Here is a 24,121-nt window from a genome sequence, read left to right as displayed (position 1 = left end):
TTGTATCGTCACAAACAAAAATATATTTTATTTAATCATGGAATATCAAAAGATATTTTAATAAAAACAGTATTTACTTCTACCATTTTCTTAATCTCTTTTACTATCATTTACAGCATCTCCAGAAAATCAATCACTTCCTGAAGTCCTATGACCTGATACCAGTCTTCATTTGGAACCATGGCGTGAGTCGGACGACCTATGACCAGAACTCTCACTCCAAGTTCTATAGCGGCATCACATTTTTCAGGAAATCCTCCGATCTCACCTGAGTCCTTCGTTACCAGAAAGCCTGCATCCGCATATCGTAACTGCGCAAGATTCATGTCCACACCGAAGGGTCCCTGCATAAGTATCAGTCTGTCTCTCCTAAATCCAAGCTCGGAACATTTCTTCAGAACCTCCTCTGTGGGCAGTGCTCTCACATAGCAGTATTCGGAAAAATCCGGTATCACAGTGTATTCCTGAATCTCTTTTGAACCGGTAGTGATCAGGATATTCTTTTTTATTTCACTGCTGTACACGGTTTTCAGCCAGCCGGCAGCTTCCTTCACAGAATCAAAATAAACAAAATCGCTGCTGCCTCTCTCCATCATCTCAATACTGGAAAGCCTTCCGTATGGTCGGTGCACTCTTATACATCCGACACCGACAGCTTCACAGGCCATCGCGATATTCTCGGTGACAACATTAGCATAAGGATGTGTAGCATCTATGACCAGTATATCACCGGCATCTCCCCCCTGGTTCTCTGCATCAAGAACAGCCTTCCCGAAGAGCTTCGCCATCTGATCTCTGTCCAGCCTTCCGATATGAACATTGATATGCTTCTCCTTTTTAAGAAGACTTGCGCCGTAATCCGTAGCCACGAAGACATCTGCTTCCAGATAATCCAACAGACCTGCTATATTCTTTTCTTCATTTATCTCCGCGATACAATTCGCGATCTTCCGCCCCTCTGTGGTGCCTCCAAACAAAAATATATGCATTAAAGTCTGTACCCCCTGGGTGTAACCATCCTCGGACCGTCCGGGGTCTCGATCACCTTTGTGGTTGAATTTCCTATAAAAATGGTAGTGAGCATATCTATTTCCGATACCTCACCTGCATTTCCCAGCTCTTCCAACTGATGCAGAAGGAAGATCCTGCTGCTACAGCCGTCCCTTCCGATATTTCTAACGTAAGCTGTAACCGTCTCCTTCGGAAGTATGGAACCGAGAATCTCACAGGCTCTCTTGAACTGCTCATGTCTCTTATGGCTCACGGGATTGTAAATCACGATAACGAAATCTCCCTCGGCGGCGGCCCTCAAGCGTTTCTCTATGACATCCCAGGGAGTCAGGAGATCAGAAAGGCTGATGACACAGAAATCGTGTCCTACCGGAGCTCCCAGAACCGCACCTCCGCTAAGCACCGCAGACAGTCCTGGAACCGTAATGACCTGAACTCCGCAGTAACGTTCCTTTTCTGAAAGCTCATAAAGAAGTCCCGCCATTCCGTATACCGCAGCGTCACCCGATGAGATAACGGCAACATTTTTACCGGAAACTGCAAGGTCCATGGCATACTCGCATCTTTTCTCTTCCTCACGCATTCCTGAGACGAAAAACTCCTTGTCAGGATACTGAGTCTTAAGTATATCGACATAGGTTTTATAGCCGACTATCACATCAGCTCCTGAAAGTACTTCTCTTGCTTCCAGAGTCTCGTATTTTTCATCCCCGGGTCCGAATCCTACCGCATATACTGTTCCCATTTCATCCTCCGCGTATTGATACCTTTATCCTATGATTTTAGCGTATAAAGAAAGGGACTGCAAACCACCCTATGATGATTTACAGCCCTAAAATCCGAAATAAAGCTTTCCTCTGCAGTTTTATATCCCTTATGCTTATTCTTAAGAATCATTACGGCAATCGATGATATGCGGTGTAGTAACAAAGTTGAAATAGTCTTCCGCACGCATCTCATACCATCCACCAAGTTCTTCGGCTCTTTCACTTATACTTGACATATCTTCCGCCGATCCATATGCTCCGGAAATAAATATCCCGACTCCGTTATACTCTTCGGGATATGTGATATAGAATGTTTCAGTCCTTCCGTCATCTTCCCCTTCAGCTTCATTGTACCAGGATATTTCATATTCATCCTTTCCATCTTTTACAGTAAACTTATGGATATCTGATTTTGATTTAGTCCCAACATATGTCTTCAGCACATAATCTTCATCAGGGGCAAAATCCTCGAAAAACCTGCCTGAATACATATCGATCAGGGCCCATTTCAGCATTACAAATTCATCATCTCCTAAAGATGAATACTTGTAATTATTTTTAGCCTCTATGATCGTCTTCATATACCCGTCTTTACAATCCTTTGTGGTAGTTGTAAAAGACACATCAGCATATGATTTTACAGAACGCAGGATATTTCCTTCGCTGTCTTGTATTATTGGATTCAACTTATATCTTCCAGGAGCTTCAAGTTCTAATTCCGTATACTCATACCAATAACCTGTATTCTTATTTTTGCTCTGCTTTACATTTGAATTCTGCTTCGCAAGGCATACCGGATTATCCATGACTCCCTCGGTTATGACAGATTGTACGCTTTGAGAGGTAATGTTACTGCCTAATTCAAGAGGCATCTTTGACACACCAAAACCTGTAACTCCAGTCAGTACCAGTATTGAAAGAATTGCAGCTTTAACCTGTGAATATCTCATCATTCATCAACCTCCATATAATCACTGATTTTTATAAAATAAAAATCATCCTTGGTTAGATTAAGACCATGGTATAGTTTCTTATCAAAGACATTGTAACCATTTGTTTCATAGATAATATCTTCAGTGTCTTCAATGGATGCAACCGCATATTCTTTCGTACATTCTTTCATGATAACCATTGTTAAACCATCATAATCCTTTGGAACTCGAAAAATATGTTTAAAATAGAGAATATCCTCGTTTTCATAATGTAATCCATCAGACTCCCAACCTGTCTCTTTATATTCTGTGCCATAAAGATTATCTTTAGTGTCACCCTTCATGTCATAAACTATATAAGACTTGTCTCCCCATTCTACAGTTGTAATACCTGGATCGTAATCTTCATCGGGTTTATAATCCCACCAATGATAACTACAGATCATATTGCCGGTATATGAATCCATAAAATCAGGATAGGTATACCAACATCTTGTCCGAAAATCCAAATACGTGTCACTTGATACAGCAAGAGACTTATAAACTCTGATTGTATAAGGAACCGTGACTTCTATATACCCTTTCTTATCAGGCTTCGTGGCAGTTATCTCGTCAAGTTTTACAGTAATCTTTGCATCGAGAGGTTTAACTTCTTTGATTTTAATGATATTACCAGCATCATCCGTAGAAGCTAGATATCCTTGTTGAACAAATGTCTTTTTTTGATTCTCAAATTCTAACGAATTCTCTTCTGCATAGTTCTTTTCTGAAGATTCATCCGATTTTCCTAAAAAAACATCCCATACAGACGAATCGTCTTTTTTTGCTTTGGAAGTCTTCTTTGATGCCAGTACTGCATTCTTTGATTCCACAGGTGTAAAAGCCGTAAGAACTATGAATGCTGACACCACCAGCCCTATGCTGACTATATTACCCATCTTTTTTGAAAACAAATGATTTTGTTTCTTATCCACAACATTATCCTCCGCTTCTAAATTATAGGAACTCTCTTGCTTTACTTCGTTAGACAGAATCCTGAAGTGGTGGATCCTTTGGCAGTACTCTCGGTTTAGAGTCGAATGTTATCATAACGAAGAAAAAGTCAAAAATGGTATCATATAGTTTACTCATTGTGTCTCTTGCATTGTTAAACAGCGGCAGGAAATCAATTTTCAGCCATACATCCTGTTCAACTTCAAACTCTTTATTATATAGTTGATAATAATGGACTCCGCTTTTCGCCAGATCCTCAGGAGTAGGTCCCTCATACTGTACGGTTAATACTCCTTTTGCAATACTGTCTCCACCTGCTATTTCTTCCATGCATTTTCCAAAAAGATCTGATTTGGTGAATTTGTAGAAATTCCAGTCAGTCATCCAGTCAATATCACCCTGAAAATCTTTGATTTCAAGACCATCAAATTTATATGAACCGTTCTTTGCTCTCGCAGTGTCAATTAAAGCAGTATATTTAAACTTTATCTGCTCCTGAATCCATTTTCCAAGCTTTGTGCCCAAAGCGCTCTTGAAAGACTGACTCTGCAGGAACTTTTTGAACATATCCCCGGCAAGTGCCTTTGCAAACAGGGAGGTCATATTTGAAAAACCATCGATAATTGCACCATATAGGTCACACACTCCATCCTGTTCGATTCTGGTTACATAATTTTTGAACACATTCAAAACATAAAATGATGCCAAAAGCCATCCTGCCTGCTTTATACCCGACAAATTTGTCAGCTTCATGTCCTTGGTGATTATGTTTTCAGCCACGGTCTCCACGTTGGAGAAAACCTGTAAATTTTTATAATCAAAGGGTCTTCCGCTTATAAAGTGATCTGCTGTTTCGCCCAAAGATGCTGTAACTATATCTTTTGCAGGAGATATTATGGCATCCGCAAGAGGTCCGGCATATGTGCTGACGAGTATAGAAAAGCAAATATCACCTATCCATTTACACCAGTCAAGCCCACAGTATGTCCAGTCAAGGATATCACCCCATAGTTTCTGCTTCGCTCCGTCAGCCATCATGCGGTCACGCATCTTTACCCACAGATCCTGACGCATCGCTTTGATTTCGCTGTCAGAAAATACTTCATATTTCGCCCTTACCCGCTCCAGCATTACATCACGTTCTTCATCCACCATGTATTTTATGATGAATGACTCAAGATACATTATTTCAGTTTCTTTTTTGGACATAGGCTTAAGAGGTTCGCCCAAAAGCCTGATTGACTGATCAAGGATATAGTCTGTTCCCTCATAGCTGCACCTAAAACTGATTTTTACATAATATGGCTGTTTGCCTTCCGGTATGTTTGATTCGGGATAAAACGATAGTACGCTTTGGGTGTTTGTATAAAGTGCCCTGTCATCAATATGGTAGTTATACTTCTCAATAAATTTTTCCATATATGTTGCATCAGCCTGGATTGGTCCTATTTCAAGCGGATATTTCCTAAAATCCACAACATTGACAGTTCTCCTGACTGCACCCTTTTCGGCTACTGCAAGAATCGGATAAAAGTTTGTCTGTTCAATCAAAACTGATTCATCAAATTGTTTTGCATCACGATATGATTTTATCTGAAGCCTGCCATCAGCTTTTTTTCCATCTATTGAAAGTCCTTCAGGATACAATTCAAAGTAGAATGATCCTGTAGCACTTTCTGTGCCTTTTTTAGCCTCGATCATAATCGAACATCTTCTTTTGGTGTCATGTTTTTCGCTGCGATTTAATACTACAGCCTTAAAGAACTGCCCGCCTTTTTCTGCATCTTTGATGCAAGAAAGAACCAGATCGTTTTCACTGGCATAGATTTTAATTTCAGATGTATCCAGTTGTTCAAAAAAGTCTTTAATTATGAAAGGAACTTCATAAGTCTCTCCATCTCCAAAAAGTCCATTAACAACATGTGTAGTGGCCAGCCTGTCCTTATCGGGAAATTCAATATAAGGATCACCAGCCAAATGAAACCGTACATTTTCAGTAAAGCTGTTTCCTTCATAATTGAACCTGAATGAGATTATACATTCTGTCTCCTGAGAGTTTGGTGCAAATACTCTTGCCGCCCGATAGCCCTCGGTCATTCCGGCATCTTCAACATTTATACCTTGGCTTCCTGAATATATCTGGATGTTTGCAGAAAGATCTGCTCTGGTTATCTCATGTCCTTCAGGTGTAACTTCAATGATACGGGCATAAACATAAACCGGTGCTCTCTGTCTGCCTATGGTATTGCCAAAGTTTTTATTAATGGCCAGTTTAAACGTAGATTTCCGCCTGCCCTTCTTTTTTCCTGATGAAGCACCGGTGGCTCCCGCTGCAGCTGCGCCTCCGGCTACAGCCACAAATACAGCTGCAGGAATATTGGTCGATGTCTCATTGAAGCCTTCTCCGACTTTTTCTTTCCTGTTACCTTTCTTGTTTTCTTTCTTAGTGCTCTTTTTGCTTTTTTCTACATTAGCATTATCATTTCCAGATTCTACGGTTTCATTGCCGCCTGTACCGTCAGAAGCATCAGTATCAACAACTATGTGTACACCTTCTTCTTTCTCAAAACTTTCTATTTCTTCCGGTAATATTTCATACTGTACATTGGTGAGAACCGGTATTATCACATTGTTTGTATGTTCATATCTCTCATTAACAAGATTATGAAGTTCAACAGCCTCTTTGACGGGATTATTTTCTCCAATCTCATAGTTTTCCTGAATTCTTTGTCTAACCAAATTAACAAGATATAAGTTTGGAATCTCTTTGATGCGTTTTATCTCATATATTTCCCATTCCTCCCAATAGTGCCAGTGCTCTATAAATTCATGAGGTGCATTATACCTTCCCATCGGAGTTTTAGTACCATATTCCGGTGTCTCTACACGTCTGAATAAAGTCAGAACAACCCTGTCGCCATAATTATCCCGGGTTACTTTATTAACATAATTGTAATATGAAGCTTTCTTATCACTTTCTTCTTTCTTTGCTTTTTCCTGTTCCAGTTCAAGCAGTTTTTCCTCCACTGCTTCCTCAAATGAGGGGGTTTTGTCATCCTTTTCAGAATAAATGGTTATGAAACTGGGCTGACAGATTTCCGTACCAATTACTGTGGCTTTTGTACCATAATCAAGTCTTAGATCACGATAGTAAAACGAATAAGCGAAACCATAATTAAAGCTTTCATCTTCCGTCTCATCTTTAACTTTTGGTGGATCTGCTTCGCTCCCTTTTTCATAGCTGTATATCCTGAACTGACGATTTTTAGTATAAAAACTTGTGTATTCATCGGGGAGCCTGAAACGAATCCTGACTTTCTGTTTCAGTACCATGGGATCAAAAGATTTTCCTGTGGAAATATCCTGAACCTGATATTTAAGGATTGCCTCCTTTGTATCTTCTGTTATATTGTCATTATTCCAGTCATAGCTGATATATCTGTTCTCAAGTGACTCTTTTATTTTGTACCTATCTGTATCATCTGCATATTTGTCATAGTTGAACAATCCATCCGCATAAGCAAATACATTGAAGGAAAGTGCTGAAACAAGCATGACACATGCAGCAATTGAGCACACCACTCTCGAAATAAGCTTTTTCTTAATGCTGAATCTCATACAGTCTGTTCCTCCTTCCCCCTCATTGTGAAATTAAGGATGATACCGATCATAAAAATCAGGCTTCCGATAATGTATGGAATGTATCCGAAAGGCAGTACAGAAAGGGGTATGGCAAGTGCCGAACCCAGGCCGATTCCTGAGATAAAGGCATTAACCTTTGAATCATTGGGAATTCGACTATTACCGAGCTTTTTGGCCATAAGTGACCGTGCCATCCCAAAGATAAAGCCGTTTTGTGAACCAAGAGCCTTAAACGCAAGGATAACTCCGGTTATTGCGACCATAGTATCTCCGAAGCTGGCATTAGCAACAAAGAAATTGTAGAGAATGAGGCTTAGACCTGCTCCCGTAAGGATAGCTCCGATGTTCGGGTAGCCATTGAAGCAGTAAAACCACTTCTTCATGCCTTCACCTATATCTTTACCTCCGTCCATAAGTGCAAAGAATCCTGAAGCTACGACCACTTTTCCAAAGAGCCCGCCCAAGATGCCACCGATACCATCACCCAGACCTCCCTGCGCGAAAGTGATCCAGGATAATGCATCTGTAAATACTCCGCCTATTCCAAACTGCTTCATAGCTATAAGAATCATCCAGACAAATGAAAGGACTGCTGAAAAAGTGAGAGCTTTTGGAGCTCTGAATATGCTGATGATCCCCTTGAAAAAACCGGAAACCCCTGTGAAAAACTGAGGGAAGGGATCAAGGACAGCTTTTGCTTCATCTGAAAAGCCGAGGGCACTCTGAATCTGAGGCAGCTGCTTTGTTGTCTCTCCTGCACTGTCTGCCGCATCCGAAAACACAGGCTGAATCATTGGCTGGACAAACTGCTGTTTAGCATATTGAACCGCTTTATTCTGAATAATACTCTGTTGTGACTGTCCATTATTAATTGCAGATGTTTGTTCATAGTTCCTTTGTTCCTTCCGGGCTTCAAAGGCTTGCTGCTCTATTACCCTTATGCCGCACTTCTGGCAAAACATGGCGCCATCCTTTATAGGATTTCCGCAATTTCTGCATTGCATTTTCGGCTGCTGCTCCTGCTTCTGAACAGGCTGCTTTTTCTGAATTGACACAATCCGAGTTCCGCAATTCGTGCAAAACATTGCATCTTTGCCCAGCGGGCTCCCACATTTTCTGCAAAATCCTGCCATCAGTTCTCTCCTCTTTATAAAATCATCATTCAAGGATGCTCTAAGATTCAGCCGGTATCCATGTATTACATGCACCTAACCAAAAAAACCTTGCTGCTCATTGAAAAATGTCACAAAACCACTTGTCTGCTTCTTTTATCGGCATTCTTAAAGGTTGCTATAAGAATTCTAAGATTTCTCCGATTTAAAAGCGCTAAACGGTTTTAAAAGTGGTTTTTTCTGCCGATATATAGGACACGAGCTTCGTGCATTGTTTATATGTCAGATAAAGGAGAATACGATTATGAAAAAACTTGTGGCGGGAATTATTGCTGCATCCATGATATCCACCATGTTTACCGGCTTAGGTTACAGTTCAGAAAAAAGCTTCATATCTTTTGAGCCACTTTTTATGAAAAAGTCGTTTATGGATACAATGTTACCGAAAGATACCGGGAAGAATACTGATACAGTTACAGAGCTGGATGTGATCCTATGTGAATACGGAGAAAATACTAAAGACTGGTTCCTTGGATCCGGTATGAAGGGGTCAAATTTTGTGAAGAAATTTGAAGAAGAAAACCCAAACATCAAATTGAACCTGAGTGTTGTTTCCTGGAATGATGTTTACGACGAAGTAGACAAACGAATCAAGAACGGCAATGCGCCGGATATCCTGAACATTGACACCTTTAGTGAATATGCCGAGGATGGACTTCTCCTTCCGGTTAAAGATTATTGTCCGACGAAACTCTATAATGATTTCTTCAGTCCTTTCCTTGAGCAGTCTGATATAGACGGTACAGTATGGGCGCTTCCGGATCTTGCTTCCTCCCGTGCGCTTTACTGTAATACTGATATCTTTAAGGAAGTGGGTATAGACTATCCGACCACCTGGAATGAACTTGAAGCTGCCTGCAAGGAAATAAAGAAATATTACAACGGAAAGATTTATCCCTGGGGCATCGACATGACAAGCGATGAAGGTCAGGCTGCATTTTCCTACTATACCTGGGGTAATGGCGGCGGCTTCGTTGATGATAACGGAAAGTGGGCGGTTAATTCCTCCGAAAATGTTGAAGCCCTTGAGTTCGCTCTGGGCTTAGTGGAAAATGGCTACACCAATCCTAAGCCTGCCACACAGACCCGCTATGATCTTCAGGATATGTTTGCGGAAGGTAAGCTTGCTATGGTCATCGGCCCCAATCAGCTTCCAGCATATGTAGCAAAAAAGGGCGGAAACATTAACATGGTTCCTGTTGCTATCCCGGCTGCTAAAGGTAAGACCTCATCATCCATCGGTGTTATGGACAGAATTATGGCTTTTAAAGATGCCGGAGCCTCCGATCAGAGTGCAAGAAATGAAGCCATTGGCCAGTTTATGACATTCTTTTTTGCGCCCGAGAACTATACAGCCTGGGTTGAAATGGAAGGTTTTCTTCCGGTTGTGAAATCCGGAGTAACGAATATGGCAAAGTACGACACTTCCTTTGAAGCATGGCATGATATCCTTGATAACTGTAAGTTCTATCCTACAGAAAAAGCTGAGTGGGCACAGGCTAAAAAGGACATCATCGCCGCAGAACAGAATTCTCTCAATGGTAAAGATGTGAAAAAGGAACTGGATAAGGTACAGAAGAAGCTAAACTAACAAAAATATCCGGTAAGCACTAAAAGCACGATTCCACATTCAGGAATCGTGCTTTTTTGATGAATAGTAATCATTCAAATACTCTGTACCAAAAAACTCATCAACCTAAAATCAAATCACCTGCTATTTTCAAACTTCAGGATCGGATGCTTATCCCGGTCCATAAGTGCATATACCGAAAATACAAAGGATCCTGCCAGAGCCTTAATAAGATCATCCATTGTATCGATAAGTCCTATGTCTATATATCCCGGGAGAATCCGGCCTCCCACCGTAACTTCACCGATATTTTCTATAGATCCAATCGTTCCTGTATTTCCTGCGAGAAGATAAGAATCAATCCTGGATATAAATACATCTTTCTGCATATCGAGAAGCCATATTGTATCCGCTGCATACTCTATTATCTCCCAGATAACGGCGATAAAAATGGAAAGAGATATTCCGAAAAGAAGATTTCGAATACGTGCTTTTTTACTGCCCTCATCCCCGATTGACAGATAATAGTATCCAAACATAGTAAACAGGAATCCTTCTACACAGTGCATCGCATCATCCCACCAGGAAAAATACATATATAAACCGAAACAATACCCCATGGCATCTCCCAGTGTGTAGATCACAGCGAAACAGTATACAGGCCATGGAATGATCAGTTTAAACACCAGTTCCATCCCTATAGGAATCAATGCCAGAAACATGGTGATAGTTACTATTATTGCATTACCCGTGTCTTTATTTACCATCAGGTAATACAGAATAAAAAACAGTAAAAGAGCCTCTACAAAAAGCAGAAATATTAATTTCCCTTTTCTATATATCAGCCTTTGCCCCAATGCACTCTTCATTCATCTTCCCCTAATCTGATGCTCTTATCGCCATCATGAACAATCATGTTACAGATTCCCCGCCAATGGATATCATCAGGCCAGACCCACGGCTCTGGGCAAAAAGCCCAGACAGAAATGAAGAACCCATATCCCCCAGATATTTTTATCTCTTTCATAAAGAATTCCTGTAAGAAAACACAGAACCCCGGCAGCCGTCATATAGTACAAGGGAAAATGCATATGATATATAGAAAACAATAATCCTATATAGATTAACGTGCTCCACTTTTTCCCGCCCATAGCCTGCTTTACATTATCCTGCCACAGCGGCTTTATCAAAAGCTCCTGCCACAAAGCGCTTAAAGGATAAAACCACCGAAAATTAATGTTTAGATAAAGAGCAAACAGAGGCCGCGTCAGGTAAGAAGGATCTGTTAAATTCTTATAGAGTCTGTAACCAAATAAAACCGCAGCATATATAACTATTACCACCGCAGCTTCCATCATTTCCCGTTTGAAGTTACAGTCTTTTGAAATCCTGAAACAGGAAAAAGAAAAAGACAGTTTCCCACATAAAACCAGAATCACCGCTATCACTGATATGATGGGCATAAATATCTTGATAAGTAAATTCTCACTTCCCGGTATCGTATATCCGGGCAAAACTTTTTCACATATCTTACTTGTAACAATCAATATAAGAATACTTACTAAGCTTAATATAAAAACCGATCTTTTCTTGTTCTCTGCCTTTTCCAATTATGTCTTCCTTTTATGCATTCATAATTCGGACAAATACCGACTAAATGCGAATCTTGCAACTACTGTTTTTTCTTTTTACTGAAGATCCATGAAATACCTATTCCCATCATAAACCAGACAACGAACACCAGCATGGACCCTAAGAAAAATCTCTTTTCCAGTATGGCATCATACAGCCAGTGTCCCGGAATGATCACAGATGCACTGTCCCAGAGCTTTGCCCAATCCGGAAGTTCGCAGAGAAGTCCGGAGAAAAGCGAAACAACCATGGTGCAGATAGGGGATATCAAAACAAGATTTGAAAATTTGCCTGACATACAGCATATTATAAGAGCAAAAGCTGCGGACGAGCATATATAAATCAAAAATGAAACAAATACCCGGACCGGATCAGGGTGACCGCTTGTCACAAGAACCGGAATAAATCCCAGAAATGCTATGATGATTCCGGGAAGGGACTGAAAAATAAACAGGAAGGCAATATTTCCTCCTCTTCCCGAGACTCTTCTCAAAAGCCCGGTACTTGAATAATTACACATCCATGTACCGCTGATGCATAGATAAAACATGGCAAAAACAGCATACCACCGGATTCCGAAATAGTTTTCTTCCTCTTCTGTTTTCTCTTCCTTACCCATAACGCTCTCTATATCCAAGAGAGACTCTCTTTTCCATACATCCCTGATCTCTTCTCTAAATAGTGTAAGGTCATCCTGCTTAACGCCTTCTATTTCTCCTATCCTCTTTTCAACCAGCTTTTCCGACCAGACTTTTATGACATCATTTATAACCATTTCCGTAAAGGTAGTCATATCATAAGAATCCGCCATAACCGTAATGTGAACCAGGGATTCATATTCACCACGCCCAATTTTTTCCGAAAAGTCGGGAACAATTTCAATTATACCCTGAGCTTTATTACCGGCAACTTCTCTTATCGCTTCATCATAGCTTGTTACATGATACTTAAATGTCTCTTCAGCAGAGAGAATATCTATCAGACGACTTCCAAGCATTCCTTTATCTTCGTTAACGATTTCTATGATGATACCCCTGGTATTTTCATTTCCGCTGTATTTCGAAATGTATATGGAAACCGCCACAGCTATAATGATTATAGCCAAAGATGAAAAATCCATAAGCAGTGCCCTTGCTCTGCCCTTAAATAATGCCAAATAATTCATAGGGCACTCCTTTTCCTATACAAAGCAAAACCTGCGGCAGAAAAGATCACAAAGGTCGAAAACAAAACAAACATATCAAATGCATAACGTTCAATCATAAGATTAAACATACCATTGGAAAAAATACTCACACTGGCTCTTAACGGAGAAATCCTCATGAGACAAGCTAGTGCTTCGGGTATATCTGTTTTGTCCGATAAAAATGCCACTGATGCTACAGATGCGGTTCCGAAGTAAAGTCCGGCCCAAAGCGCAGACTGTCCGCGCTTAAACATTGAACCTAAAAGCACTGCCAAAGATGAAAACACGAAGGATGTTAATATAATTCCCGGAATTACAGACAAGGCAAAATCAAGCTGTATCTGCCTCAATAAACGGGCAACCGGAAACATGATCAAAAATGAAGACAAAATCAGAATTGCTCCTGAGATAATTCTGGCAATAAAGTATACTGCAAGCCTCTTTGTGGGAATACTTCTTTTGCTGAAGATTTCCGATAAATCGAGACTGGTAAGATACATGATGGGAAATGAAGACATGTATGCGCATGTGGCAAAAAGAAGGGCAATGGCAAATCTGAAATGATAATCTGCTCCAAACAGAAAAATACCGTTTTTACCTATAACTCTGCCTCTGTGAATAAAAACATTCTGTAAATCAAGCACTCCCTCATCCCAGATCCTGAATATCTCTTCCTCCCTTAATCCCAGTTTCTCTGCGATGCCTACAGCGATATTCACAAGCCTGATTCCCTGACCGAAAACCGATATGCTGCTTTTAATTCCTGTATAAAAAGTGAGAGCATCAAATGCACGGGAAGGCGCATAATAGAATTCCATTACAGCTCTTTTTCCGTTCATGGAATCTGTGTAGGTATCGGGCGGAATGTGCATAAAGACAGCTACTTTTCCCTCGTCCACCATGCGTTCTCCCGTTTCCTTCTCTTTCACGGGATACACAGTTACGTTACCCTTTTTTACCTCATAATTGATGATGATATTCATCAACTGATCAACGCTTTCGCTGTCATCTTCATTCAGGATAGCGCCGGAAAAAAAGACTCCATTCCCCTGGGTAAGTATGGGCGCCAGAAACATTGCAAACATCAATATGACCGGGATAGGCGAAAGCATGGCAATAAAAGCCGTTTTTCCACGACCGAACAGTCTTTTGATATCATACAGTATGAACATGAAAGGATTCATTTGATAACCCCCATACCATATTTTGCACCACCATCGGCAAGTCCTTAGGGAAATACTGATATAATCAGTGTTTCCTAAAATAACTACGGATCTATACAGTTAAGTGTCCCCTTTCAATTCTCAATGAACGATCTGTAAGGGGCAAAAGAATCGTGGGATTATGCTCTGTTAAGATCATTGAGCATCCCTTCTCTTTTTCTTTTTTCAAAAGATGCTCTATGCATTCTCCTCCATGAGCATCTATCCCTGCCAGAGGCTCATCCAGTAACAGATAATCATATTTTCCCATCAGTGCAACTGCCAGATTGACTCTTCTTCTCTGTCCGCCGGAAAGTCTATCTACACGTTTTCTTTTGAAATCCGTCATTTCAAGTTCGTTAACCAGATAATCGGCACGTTCTGTATTTTCTTTTCCTTTAAGAGATGACCATGCATACAGATTTTCCATGACGGTCAACTCTTCAAAAAGAACGATTTCCTGAGGAACATAAGCTACCTTTTCCTTTGCCTGTTTACCTTTCAGTCCATCAACAGTCACTTCCCCTGAATCCGGTTTGAGAACCATGGCAAGCATAGAGAGAAGTGTGCTCTTGCCACTTCCATTGGAGCCAAGCAAGGCCACAACCTCTCCCTTTTCAAGAGATAAAGATGCATCATCCACTGCTGTATAACTGCCATATCTTTTTACGAGACATTTTGCTTCAATCATATATGATACCTGCTATCTTTATATAGCAACACACCCGGATAAGTGTGTATGTTAGCTGTTAGTTGAGTGTCATCTGTTTCTACCCATCAGTGAAATGATATATCCCAGACGCACAAGAGAATTCCTGTTTCCCATTCTTGCAAAATTTGAATCACCTTTACCCTTTTTATCTCCCAGTAACTTTGAATGAATGCTTTCTTTCAGATCATCGAGATCTCTTCCGCAATCAATTCCTGATTCCGAAAGGAACACAGGGGCAGTGATCTTATCTTCCTGAAGTTTTCCCCTCTCGTAGCTGGTGGTTATCGTCGCATGTCCTTCCTTGGTTTCAATTTCAGTTACAAACTGACCTTTTCCGTCGGTGATTTCCTGACTGATGGAACCTGTGAAACTATTCTCCTTAAGATGGATTTTTCCGGCCTTATCACCGGTTTTTATGGTAAAGCTTCCGCTGAGATCCCGGTCTTCACCATTTATTTTTCCGGTTTCATCTACAACAATTGAGAATTCACCAAAATTAATTTTGTTTAAAACCTCATATCCGGAATCAATGGAATAAACTCCGTCCTCATAATAAAAGCCTTTTCCTTTTTCAGACGGAATATCGATAATGGTCTGCTTTTCCTTACCGGTACTATAACCACTTAAATTAATGCTATATGTCTCTTCATCTTTGGATACACTTATAACAACTCCTACAGGACTGTTCTTGTAAGAATAGGTTGTTGCTGTAAGACTGATGCTGTCATCTGCCTCCTTATCTCCAAATATTTCCTCCGTATCAAAATCACCGCCGTTTGACATACCGACAGTAATAAGTTTTGTCATTCCCTCCATAAGGTCTTTCGCTTCCTGTCCGGTCACAGTAACGCTGACTGTATCACATTTTTGTGTCTTTCCGAAAATGGTGTATTCTTCACTGGATTTTTCAAATTCTTTTTTATCTATTCCTTCAAGTGATCCTTCAAGAAAATCTTCCAGCTGTTTATCCCAGTCGACTTCATCTTCAGAAGACATCCCTGTCAGCATCAGCGTATATCTGTCTATGGCCTGATAAGCTCCCAATGCCTTTGCACTGCTTTCGTCCAGCTCGTATCTGACCATCGGCGAAGATGTATTTGCCGGAGAATAAATAAATTCATTACCATTGAAGTACACTCCTCCGGTTCCAAGAGATGCATCTCCCATGCTTACCGATAAAGTATACGCGGAATCTCCGCTTCCGGAATCATAACTGTATGTTTGCTCCAAAGCATACTCCTGATCTTTTCCTGAAGCATCCGATTCTATAGTGGTGATTTTTGTTGTTGTATGTGAATCCTTCGAGTCATCCATTCCCAGATGAACCATTGCCTCAACAGGCTTTGTACCGAAGTCCGTGAACTCATCACTGAAATTTCTGGTAACCGTTACAACATTTTCCGCAAACAGAGTCTTCGGATCTTTAAGCAATCCGGGCAGAATATTGATGGCAAAAAATGCCCCGGCTCCCAAAACAGCAAGCACAAAAGCACCGACTCCGATTCCTAATGCCAAGCCAGACTTTTTCTTAGGCTGAACCGTGCCGTACTGCATCTCAGGCTGACCATACATATTCGGCTGGCCGTACATATTATTCCCGCCCTGCATGTTCGGTTGACCGTATGAATTCGGCTGCCCCTGAACATTCGGCTGGCCATACATATTTGGCTGATTCTGTGCATTCGGCTGACCCTGCATCATGTTTTGAAGCGAAGCTCCACATTTACGACAAAACTTCATATTCCCGGTGACAGCAGCTCCGCATTTTGGACAAGTCATTTGCATAATATCCTCCTCATAAATTAAGCCTATTATTTGTAATCTCTGCCACACAAATGCAGATCTAATTGGCTCTATAACAACCGTCTTCCTTTTATACCTGACACAGATTTCCATATGAATAACTCTATTTCAGGTATCTTAACCGTACAATCATCCGTATCTATTTCATATTTCGTCAAAAGTCAAAATTTATATTAATTAAAACGACCGAATTATCATTTATCTCCCATCTTAGATGATTTCAGGTTGGCGGGCCTATCGAAAAAAAAAGAACGAGGCCGGCTTCGACCTCATTCTCTGACTCACATTGCCACCGCCACCGCCAGCGTCACGTTCCCGTAGATCTGTTTGTTCACCAGCACCTTTTCGCGGCCGTTTCTTGACGCAGCATAGGCTGCTGCCCTTTCGCAGACATTGGAAACACCTGTAACGCTCTGAACGAAGGCGCTTGCCGCAAAGTCACCGTCAACCGAGCGGAGCTCCTCCGCAGAATATGTGATGAAAGGTATCTCTCTCTTATAACTGAAGGTCAGTATCCCCTGCTCATTCTTTTTTATGTCAATGCTTACAAGTGCCGCCACCGCCGAAGGCTCGATCCCGGAAGACTTTAGGCAGTTATCATAGGCTTTCACTACATCTTCCTCAGAGACGCCTTTACGCGCTCCTATCCCGACATATACCCGCTTCGCCGTGAGCCTCAGTCCGATGGCATTAAATGGTCTGATAACCGGCTCCTCATAATCAAGAAGTTTAGTCCGGTAACTTATGACTATATCAGCCTTATCGATTTCTTTCGATGATACCATCTCAGCTTCCCCGATACCCGGTCTCTTCAGAAGATTTTCCATGCTAATGTCACTGTATATCCGTAATTTCTCGCCTCTCAAAACCTTCGCCGCAACCTCCTTTGCCTTTCCGAAATCAGAAAGGATAAAGCCGTTTTCCTTTGCGAAGACATCTACCGAAAATGCTCCCTCTATATCAGAAGCTGTGGTGATAACAGGCTCGGCGGAAATGAGTTTCGAAATAAACTCTGTAAGTTCATTGGCTCCGCCAAGATGCCCGGAAAGAAGAGAAATAACGAAATGTCCTGCCTCATCAATGACCAGAACCGCAGGATCCTCCGATTTATGTTTGATGAAGGGCGCAATGGCTCTCACGGCAATTCCCGTAGATCCGATAAAAATGATGGCAGAAGCTTTTTCACCTTCTTTTCCTGAATCATCTGTCATCCCGGAAACATCCTTTGACGATGCACTATCTGAAACTATAGCAACTTCATTTCCACTCCGTCCAAACCAAAGTGCCATCAGTTCGCTTAATTCCCTTGGATCTGAAATCTCCGGAAGGGCCTTCGTTTTTGCATGGAGACCGATATTCCATGTCCTGTCCCCGGGCAGCCCGAAAATATCCCTTGGCAGTCTCTCCGCCCCAAGGCATCTTTCCTTTATGCTTTCCCCCAGACGATATCCCTTTTCTGTAAAAGCGATGATTTCTACCCTCACAAAGCGCCTCCTTTTATTATTTCCCATCCAGTCTTCTATCGTGCCGGAATACTGCCATGAATACCTGTTCAATACAATAAGATAAAACCAGGTATTTTATCACATATTACTTTCCGGACTTCTCTCCCCTGTAAGCTGTAACAAAATTACGGTCATAGAGCTTCGAGTATTCGTATACTGTTTTATCGTCAATAGCCCCACCGACTATTATCAGAGCCTGCTTCATATTTCCGTCTTCGCGCCTTGCACTGTCACGGTTAAATACCTCAGGCAGCTCTGCCAATGTTGTCCTCACCACTTCCTCATCAGGCCAGGTGGCTCTGAACACCACCGCTGCAGGAGTATCTTCACCGTACCCTCCTGCAATCAGTTCATCTCTTACCTTTTCAGATAATGTGGCAGACAAAAACAGCACCATCGTAGCCTGATGTTCAGCAAGCTTTCTCAACTTTTCCTTCTCAGGCACCGGCGTCCGTCCCTCCGCTCTTGTGATGATGACCGTCTGAGTCACTCCCGGAAGGGTATACTCCTTTTTAAGTGCTGCTGCAGCTCCTGAAAATGAGCTTACTCCCGGGCAGACGTCGTACTCTATATCATTTTGCTTAAGCCAGTCCATCTGCTCACGTATGGCGCCATATAAGCTTGGATCCCCTGTGTGGAGCCTCACCACCGTCTTTTTTTCTCTCTCAGCTCTCTCATAGACCTTTGTGACATCATCGAGATTCATTTCCTTCGAATCAAAGATCTCTGCTGTTTCCCTGCAATTAGAAAGAAGCTCAGCATTAACCAGAGAGCCGGCATAAATGACGATGTCCGCCTCTCTTAGTAGTCTCAGTCCCTTAACTGTAATAAGCTCCGGATCTCCCGGACCCGCTCCCACAAAATGTACCATTATTTTATCCTGATCATTAAATATCGATTATTTTAGTTTTATCATACAAGCCAAACATGATGCCTGGTATTTCACCTTAGAAAACCGTCTTTATACATGTCCTTCTCGACTAGTGGCATTTTTCAACTAAACAGCTTTATACAACTAAGCTCTTCATAAGTCTTTCTGCCTCTCCGCATTGTCCGACCAGCCCGAATCTCTCGGAATAGACAATGACTCCGAACTCCATCTTTCCTTTGATGCGATGCTCCATCTGGAACGCTACTTCCTTCATGATTGATGCCATGACTTTTTCCCTAAGGCCCATTTCCTCGAGTCTCGTGAGCATTTCCTCTGTGGTTGGAGCTTCTCTCATGGCCCTCACCTGCTCTATAGTACCGCCGCATAGTGCCAGGTGTGCCGCAAATATCTCCCACCTGCCATCAGCAACCTTACTGTGGGTATTCATTATCCCGGCAGCAAGCTTCACGAGCTTTCCCACATTTCCGATGAGAAGAAAACTTCCGCAGCCGTAAGATATGGCAAGATCTATGGCTTCTCCGATATAATTCGACACCGTAACACATCTCCCGGGATCGAACCCGAGCTCTTCCGCATAGCGCTTTCCGTAGTTTCCGGGAACCGCAATTAAACCTGATTCCGATGCTTCGGAAAGAGCAAGCTTCTGCCTTATTTCAGTCTCGATGGTGGCCACTATTGAGGCCTCAGACATTGGCTCAACTATCCCTGTGGTGCCCAGAATGGAAATGCCTCTCTCGATACCAAGCATGGGGTTGAATGTCTTCTTCGCCAGTTCTTCTCCATCCGGTACTATGACCGTAATGAGAAATGTCTCTCTGTGTTCCTCATTTCCTGTAGCTTCAATAACATCCTTTACAGCCCCGAATATCATTTCCCTCGGAACAGGATTGATGGCGCTCTCACCGATATTCTGATGCAGCCCCGGCTTCGTGACTACACCTACACCTTTACCACCTGTAAGAAAAAGCCCGGAATCACCCTCGCAGATAAAAGCATGCTGAGGTACTTCTTCCGGCGCAATTTCCTCTATCATGACATGAATTTCAGTTCCATTTGTAACATCAGGATCATCTCCTGAGTCCTTAACAGTGAAGAATTCTGAACAATGTCTCCCGCCGACTCTCCTGATATAGCCATTCTGATCGAGCCCGGAACTATGAAAATCCTTAACAACTTTTTCAGAATCTTCACTCGGTTCATTGCTCGGTTGATTATTATCGGTTTTTACAGAAATCCGAGAGACTTCTGATTCCAAAGACACTGACAAAAACTGATCAGAATTCTCTTTTTGAACCTTGAGGGAAACTGTATCCCCTCCCGGAAGAGTTATGTTCACCATCTCCGGAACCTGACCCGTCAGAAGATTCAGCATGGCTGCCTTCCCGCAGGCTGCCGCGCAGGTTCCGGTGGTAAGACCGCATCTAAGTTCTTTCTGATTTTTCCGCACAAATCTGTCCATCAGCTATACCTTCACTATGACTTATAACATATTTACGGTTTGATTTCTCAGAAATCAAACTCCCGAAGCTCTGCGTTCTTTACGCCGAAAGCAGCGAACTCCTCATTGGTCATATTTTCAAAATAAGACATTATAAATCTCGCGATACCGTTATGTGCCACCAGAAGGTATACCTTATCCGGCTCCTTCTTTATATCATCGAGGAGATTGTAGATTCTCTGGGCTACTCTGAACATGGACTCACCGCCCTCATAATCATCGATGAAGTTCTGCTTAGCCAGCTTGAAATCCGCTCCGTCTCTTGGTGTTGACTCCCATTTTCCGAAATTCTGCTCAATGAGTCTCTGCTCCGCCCTCATAGGAACTCCCGTAATTTTAGAGATCTCCTCCGCTGTATCATATGCTCTGGAAAGAGGTGATGAAATTATTTCGTCGATATGTATCTCTCCCGCATCGATCCTTCTCTTTAGTTCCATAGCAGTCTCTCTCGCCTGCTCATGTCCCTTTTCAGTAAGCGGGCTGTCAGTTGCTCCGCATATCTTGTTCTCAACATTCCAAACCGTCTGTCCGTGACGTACAAAATAAAATTTTCCCATTTCTTGCCTCCACCTGTATTTTCCAGGATTAATATCAAAAAGTTTCTAATGTGAATGTCAACATCGCCTTCGGAATCGTTCCACACTCCCAAAACACTAAAGAGAGCCTTACATACTCTCCGGAAACACCGATAATTTAATGTTCTTCGCCGGAAATGGTGTTATATGGCAAGTCTCCTTCGGAAACTAGGAACAAGCCACGAAGGTCTGACGCTATACTCCGTATCCCTGCAGAATCCGCCATATGTCATATTGGCATGTCATATTCCTCTCCATCCAGCTTCGCCTCCAGAAGTCTGTCCTCCGCATCATATACAAGCTTCAGAGAAAAGAAGCTGTCCCTCTCCAGAAGAAGCCTGAGGAATATGCGGTCACCGGGCCAGACATTGAGCTCAGGAACCTCTTTTTTATCTACCCACTTTAGCTCTCCTTCGTTACATACTACCTGATTCCCGGTGAATCCGTCCGCCGTGAAAAGATGCATGTACTCCGTCTCTGCTCTTCCTGAAATAAACGTCACTATCCCTCGATATCTCCAGGATGTCAATGTATAGCCAGTCTCTTCTCTGACCTCCCGAAGGAGACATTCCTCGGGACTCTCATCCTTTTCGAATTTTCCTCCTACACCGATCCACTTACCTTCATTCAGGTCATTCTTCTTTTTGGTTCGATGAAGCATCAGATACTGCTCATCATTTTCTATATAGCATAAGGTTGTAAGTATAGCCAAAATCCGATCTCCTTTACTCTCTTCATATCGATAACATCTGCGGCAGTATCCAGTAGTGTACTTCCGTCTTTCTGAATCCCTCAGTCATTCCCTTTATTCTGTGATACATGGGCTTGCCGTCATATGGACCTTCCCAAAGATCCGCGAAAATGTAATCATATTCCCCATCTTTTACGGTCTCCATGAAATCAAAGGCATCTGCCTGTATGATCCTTATCTTTTCGGCAATGTCTCTCCCGGCTTCATCTTTCCCGAGCTGTAGACGTATATAATTCTCAAACAGCTCTATGGTCTCTGCCTCTCTCTCTATGACCGTAACAGAAGAAACCGAAGCTTTTCTGGCCGTCATATATGCGTAGTACGAAAGCCCGAGACCAAGTGTCAGAAGCCTGCCTTTAGCATTGTCGATATCCTCTTTCATGGTAATGATCTCACCGGGAGACAGACTCATCCAGACAGCTTCCTCAGGCTTATCCTCAGTGATACAGGGGACTTCCAGAGCTTCCCTCAGATATCCGTAATGAGGTACATACATTCCCTCAACCATATCAGGATTTAACTCTATTATTTCTCCCTGATCGTATGAAAGTGTGGCAAAATGATGATTTCCCAAGGTCAGATCATCGGGAATCATTATATTTCGATAATATGGATCTGTATACACGAGACTCGATGAAATACCGCTTAAATGCGCATGTAAAATGTCAGAAAGATAAAGTCTCTGGTCCTTATCCTTCGTTAAATATCCGGACAAAACCATGGCAACATACCAGCCCTCAGGATCCGCCAGCATCTTCACATTTCCTATCTTTTGTGCCTGCCTGCGAACCATATCTATATCCGATTCGGTGAAAGGGACCACCGGCCGCTGTCTCGCGATTTCCGCCCGCATGTCTTTCATCATCCGGCTCATCCGGTTCTCTTCGATTGTATAGCTGTAATTTCTGTCAGATTCATTCATAAATAAAATCCCTATGATTAAATTTACATCATAATAACGTAATAGTGACCTAATTTTCGCATATTTCAATAGTACTTTCAATCATGAGCCATCCACAGATGTCCAGTAACGGCTTTATAAAAATCGCGTAGTGCGGATTTCATCCCCCCACACGATGACGCGTTGGCCTTCAAATGAATACAAGTATTCGTCTGAAGGCCGTATCGCGCATAAAAAAAACGGCTTCCAGTCATAGGAAACCGTCTTTTTGTTATGTTTACCGAAATTCAATTACTCTGCATCTCTGCTGCTGAGTACAAGTCCCATGGACTCAAGCTTACCAAGGATCTCGTCGATTGACTTACGACCCATATTACGAACCTTTGAAAGATCCTCAAGATTCTTACTGCAGAGATCACCAACAGTGTTGATGCCTGCTCTCTTAAGACAATTATAAGAACGAACACTGAGCTCGAGCTCATCGATGTTCATGTTCATAAGATCGTTAGAATCGCTATTTCCTGCGTCCTCAACCTTAACCTCGCTCTCAACATTGACATCCATGTCAGCAAAAAGCTTAAGATGTGAGTCAAGAATACGGGCAGAAAGAGAAACTGCATCGTCAGGAGCCATAGTTCCGTTTGTGGTAACATCGAGAGTAAGCTTCTCTTCGTTGGTTCCCTCGATCGGATCGATGACCATATTTACTCTGACTACAGGGCAATAGATAGAATCAACTGCGATGACACCGATAGGAAGATCGCTGCGGTCACGAGTGTTGGCACCGTCATAACCACGACCCTTTGTCATCTTTATCTCCATATAAAGTCTTGCTTCCTTACCTGAAAGTGTAGCAATGACCTGATCCTTGTTTACGATCTCTACTTCTGAAGTAACCTTGATATCAGAACCACGAACGATACCCTCTCCGGCATAGTCAATGTACGCCATAACAGGATCGTCGCTTGATGATGTATTTTTAATTGCAAGCTTCTTTAAGTTAAGGATGATATCGCTGACATCTTCCTTAACACCAGGGATGGATGAAAACTCATGATAAACTCCATCAATTTTTACCTCGCTAACTGCAGCGCCAGGCATTGATGAAAGAAGAATACGTCTTAAAGAATTTCCGATAACTGTACCCTCACCCTTTGCAAGTGGTGCGCATACAAAACGTCCAAACTTCTTATCATCTGAGATTTCCTCAACTTCGAGAACCGGTTTGATTTCTACTGCCATTACCCTACCTCTTTATATTAGAATCGCTGAAACAACATAGTAGCACATGATCTAAGCGCTTCATCTATCGATTTACAGACTACCGCTATTTTTAGAATCAAGCTATTCTATTATAGCGTTTTTTTATTGCATGTC

Annotated in this window: 20 protein-coding genes; 1 reads left to right on the top strand and 19 read right to left on the bottom strand. The window is 42.1% G+C overall.

Features of this window, described 5'->3' with window-relative positions; all coding sequences use genetic code 11:
* Positions 1–110: 110 nt before the first annotated feature.
* The 6 genes from BXO88_RS05345 to BXO88_RS05320 all read right to left on the bottom strand — a co-directional run bounded on the left by BXO88_RS05345 (position 111) and on the right by BXO88_RS05320 (position 8,478).
* Positions 111–989: a precorrin-6A/cobalt-precorrin-6A reductase gene (locus BXO88_RS05345; protein WP_078036716.1), complete on the bottom strand. Its 879-nt coding sequence runs from the start codon at positions 987–989 to the stop codon at positions 111–113.
* Positions 989–1,756 (bottom strand): precorrin-3B C(17)-methyltransferase, encoded by a 768-nt coding sequence (gene cobJ / locus BXO88_RS05340; protein ID WP_078036715.1) that lies wholly within the window; start codon positions 1,754–1,756, stop codon positions 989–991. Before cobJ ends, BXO88_RS05345 begins: the two co-directional genes overlap by 1 nt.
* Positions 1,757–1,897: 141 nt before the next feature.
* Entirely contained in the window at positions 1,898–2,731 is an 834-nt protein-coding gene (locus BXO88_RS05335; protein WP_078036714.1) for a hypothetical protein, read from the bottom strand.
* Entirely contained in the window at positions 2,728–3,684 is a 957-nt protein-coding gene (locus tag BXO88_RS05330; protein ID WP_078036713.1) for a hypothetical protein, read from the bottom strand. Before BXO88_RS05330 ends, BXO88_RS05335 begins: the two co-directional genes overlap by 4 nt.
* 49 nt (positions 3,685–3,733) lie before the next feature.
* Positions 3,734–7,321 carry a hypothetical protein gene (locus BXO88_RS05325; protein ID WP_078036712.1) on the bottom strand — a complete coding sequence of 1,196 codons (3,588 nt, stop codon included), beginning with the start codon at positions 7,319–7,321 and terminating at the stop codon, positions 3,734–3,736.
* On the bottom strand, positions 7,318–8,478 hold the full coding sequence (locus tag BXO88_RS05320; RefSeq protein ID WP_078036711.1) for a zinc ribbon domain-containing protein: 1,161 nt from the start codon (positions 8,476–8,478) through the stop codon (positions 7,318–7,320). The genes BXO88_RS05325 and BXO88_RS05320 overlap by 4 nt, the downstream gene beginning before the upstream one ends.
* A 283-nt stretch (positions 8,479–8,761) precedes the next feature.
* On the opposite strand from BXO88_RS05320, the gene BXO88_RS05315 reads away from it, so the two are divergent.
* Positions 8,762–10,108, top strand: a complete 1,347-nt coding sequence (locus BXO88_RS05315; RefSeq protein ID WP_078036710.1) for an ABC transporter substrate-binding protein — start codon at positions 8,762–8,764, stop codon at positions 10,106–10,108.
* A gap of 116 nt (positions 10,109–10,224) precedes the next feature.
* On the opposite strand, the gene BXO88_RS05310 is transcribed toward BXO88_RS05315, so the two are convergent.
* The 13 genes from BXO88_RS05310 to BXO88_RS05250 form a co-directional block, all read right to left on the bottom strand.
* The gene (locus BXO88_RS05310; RefSeq protein ID WP_078036709.1) at positions 10,225–10,956 is read right to left on the bottom strand and encodes a hypothetical protein; all 732 of its coding nucleotides are present in this window, start codon (positions 10,954–10,956) and stop codon (positions 10,225–10,227) included.
* 75 nt (positions 10,957–11,031) lie between these two features.
* Positions 11,032–11,697, bottom strand: coding sequence for a CPBP family intramembrane glutamic endopeptidase (locus BXO88_RS05305; RefSeq protein ID WP_078036708.1), 666 nt, complete (start codon positions 11,695–11,697; stop codon positions 11,032–11,034).
* A gap of 62 nt (positions 11,698–11,759) precedes the next feature.
* Positions 11,760–12,884, bottom strand: coding sequence for an ABC transporter permease (locus tag BXO88_RS05300; RefSeq protein WP_078036707.1), 1,125 nt, complete (start codon positions 12,882–12,884; stop codon positions 11,760–11,762).
* Positions 12,881–14,089 (bottom strand): ABC transporter permease, encoded by a 1,209-nt coding sequence (locus BXO88_RS05295; RefSeq protein WP_078036706.1) that lies wholly within the window; start codon positions 14,087–14,089, stop codon positions 12,881–12,883. Before BXO88_RS05295 ends, BXO88_RS05300 begins: the two co-directional genes overlap by 4 nt.
* Positions 14,090–14,180: 91 nt before the next feature.
* Complete coding sequence (locus BXO88_RS05290) at positions 14,181–14,798, bottom strand: ABC transporter ATP-binding protein (RefSeq protein WP_078036705.1); 618 nt, start codon at positions 14,796–14,798, stop codon at positions 14,181–14,183.
* A gap of 69 nt (positions 14,799–14,867) precedes the next feature.
* Positions 14,868–16,598, bottom strand: coding sequence for a zinc ribbon domain-containing protein (locus BXO88_RS05285; protein ID WP_078036704.1), 1,731 nt, complete (start codon positions 16,596–16,598; stop codon positions 14,868–14,870).
* 305 nt (positions 16,599–16,903) lie between these two features.
* Positions 16,904–18,106: a cobalt-precorrin 5A hydrolase gene (locus BXO88_RS05280; RefSeq protein WP_168171626.1), complete on the bottom strand. Its 1,203-nt coding sequence runs from the start codon at positions 18,104–18,106 to the stop codon at positions 16,904–16,906.
* Positions 18,107–18,212: 106 nt separating this feature from the next.
* Positions 18,213–18,998: a precorrin-4 C(11)-methyltransferase gene (gene cobM, locus BXO88_RS05275; RefSeq protein WP_078036702.1), complete on the bottom strand. Its 786-nt coding sequence runs from the start codon at positions 18,996–18,998 to the stop codon at positions 18,213–18,215.
* 136 nt (positions 18,999–19,134) lie between these two features.
* Positions 19,135–20,478: a cobalt-precorrin-5B (C(1))-methyltransferase CbiD gene (cbiD, locus tag BXO88_RS05270; RefSeq protein WP_078036701.1), complete on the bottom strand. Its 1,344-nt coding sequence runs from the start codon at positions 20,476–20,478 to the stop codon at positions 19,135–19,137.
* Between the two features lie 47 nt (positions 20,479–20,525).
* A complete protein-coding gene (locus tag BXO88_RS05265) occupies positions 20,526–21,074 on the bottom strand; it encodes a histidine phosphatase family protein (RefSeq protein WP_044993644.1) in 549 nt (182 codons plus the stop codon).
* A 247-nt stretch (positions 21,075–21,321) separates the two neighbouring features.
* On the bottom strand, positions 21,322–21,804 hold the full coding sequence (locus tag BXO88_RS05260) for an NUDIX hydrolase (RefSeq protein ID WP_139355516.1): 483 nt from the start codon (positions 21,802–21,804) through the stop codon (positions 21,322–21,324).
* A 22-nt stretch (positions 21,805–21,826) separates the two neighbouring features.
* A complete protein-coding gene (locus BXO88_RS05255) occupies positions 21,827–22,765 on the bottom strand; it encodes a hypothetical protein (protein WP_078036700.1) in 939 nt (312 codons plus the stop codon).
* 270 nt (positions 22,766–23,035) lie between these two features.
* The gene (locus BXO88_RS05250; protein WP_078036699.1) at positions 23,036–23,986 is read right to left on the bottom strand and encodes a DNA-directed RNA polymerase subunit alpha; all 951 of its coding nucleotides are present in this window, start codon (positions 23,984–23,986) and stop codon (positions 23,036–23,038) included.
* Positions 23,987–24,121: the final 135 nt, after the last annotated feature.

Origin of the sequence: Oribacterium sp. C9, assembly GCF_002007235.1 — a bacterium.
Lineage (GTDB): Bacteria > Bacillota > Clostridia > Lachnospirales > Lachnospiraceae > Oribacterium.
Note: the sequence above shows the minus strand (reverse complement) of the source record. Positions and strands in the feature narration are given on the sequence as shown.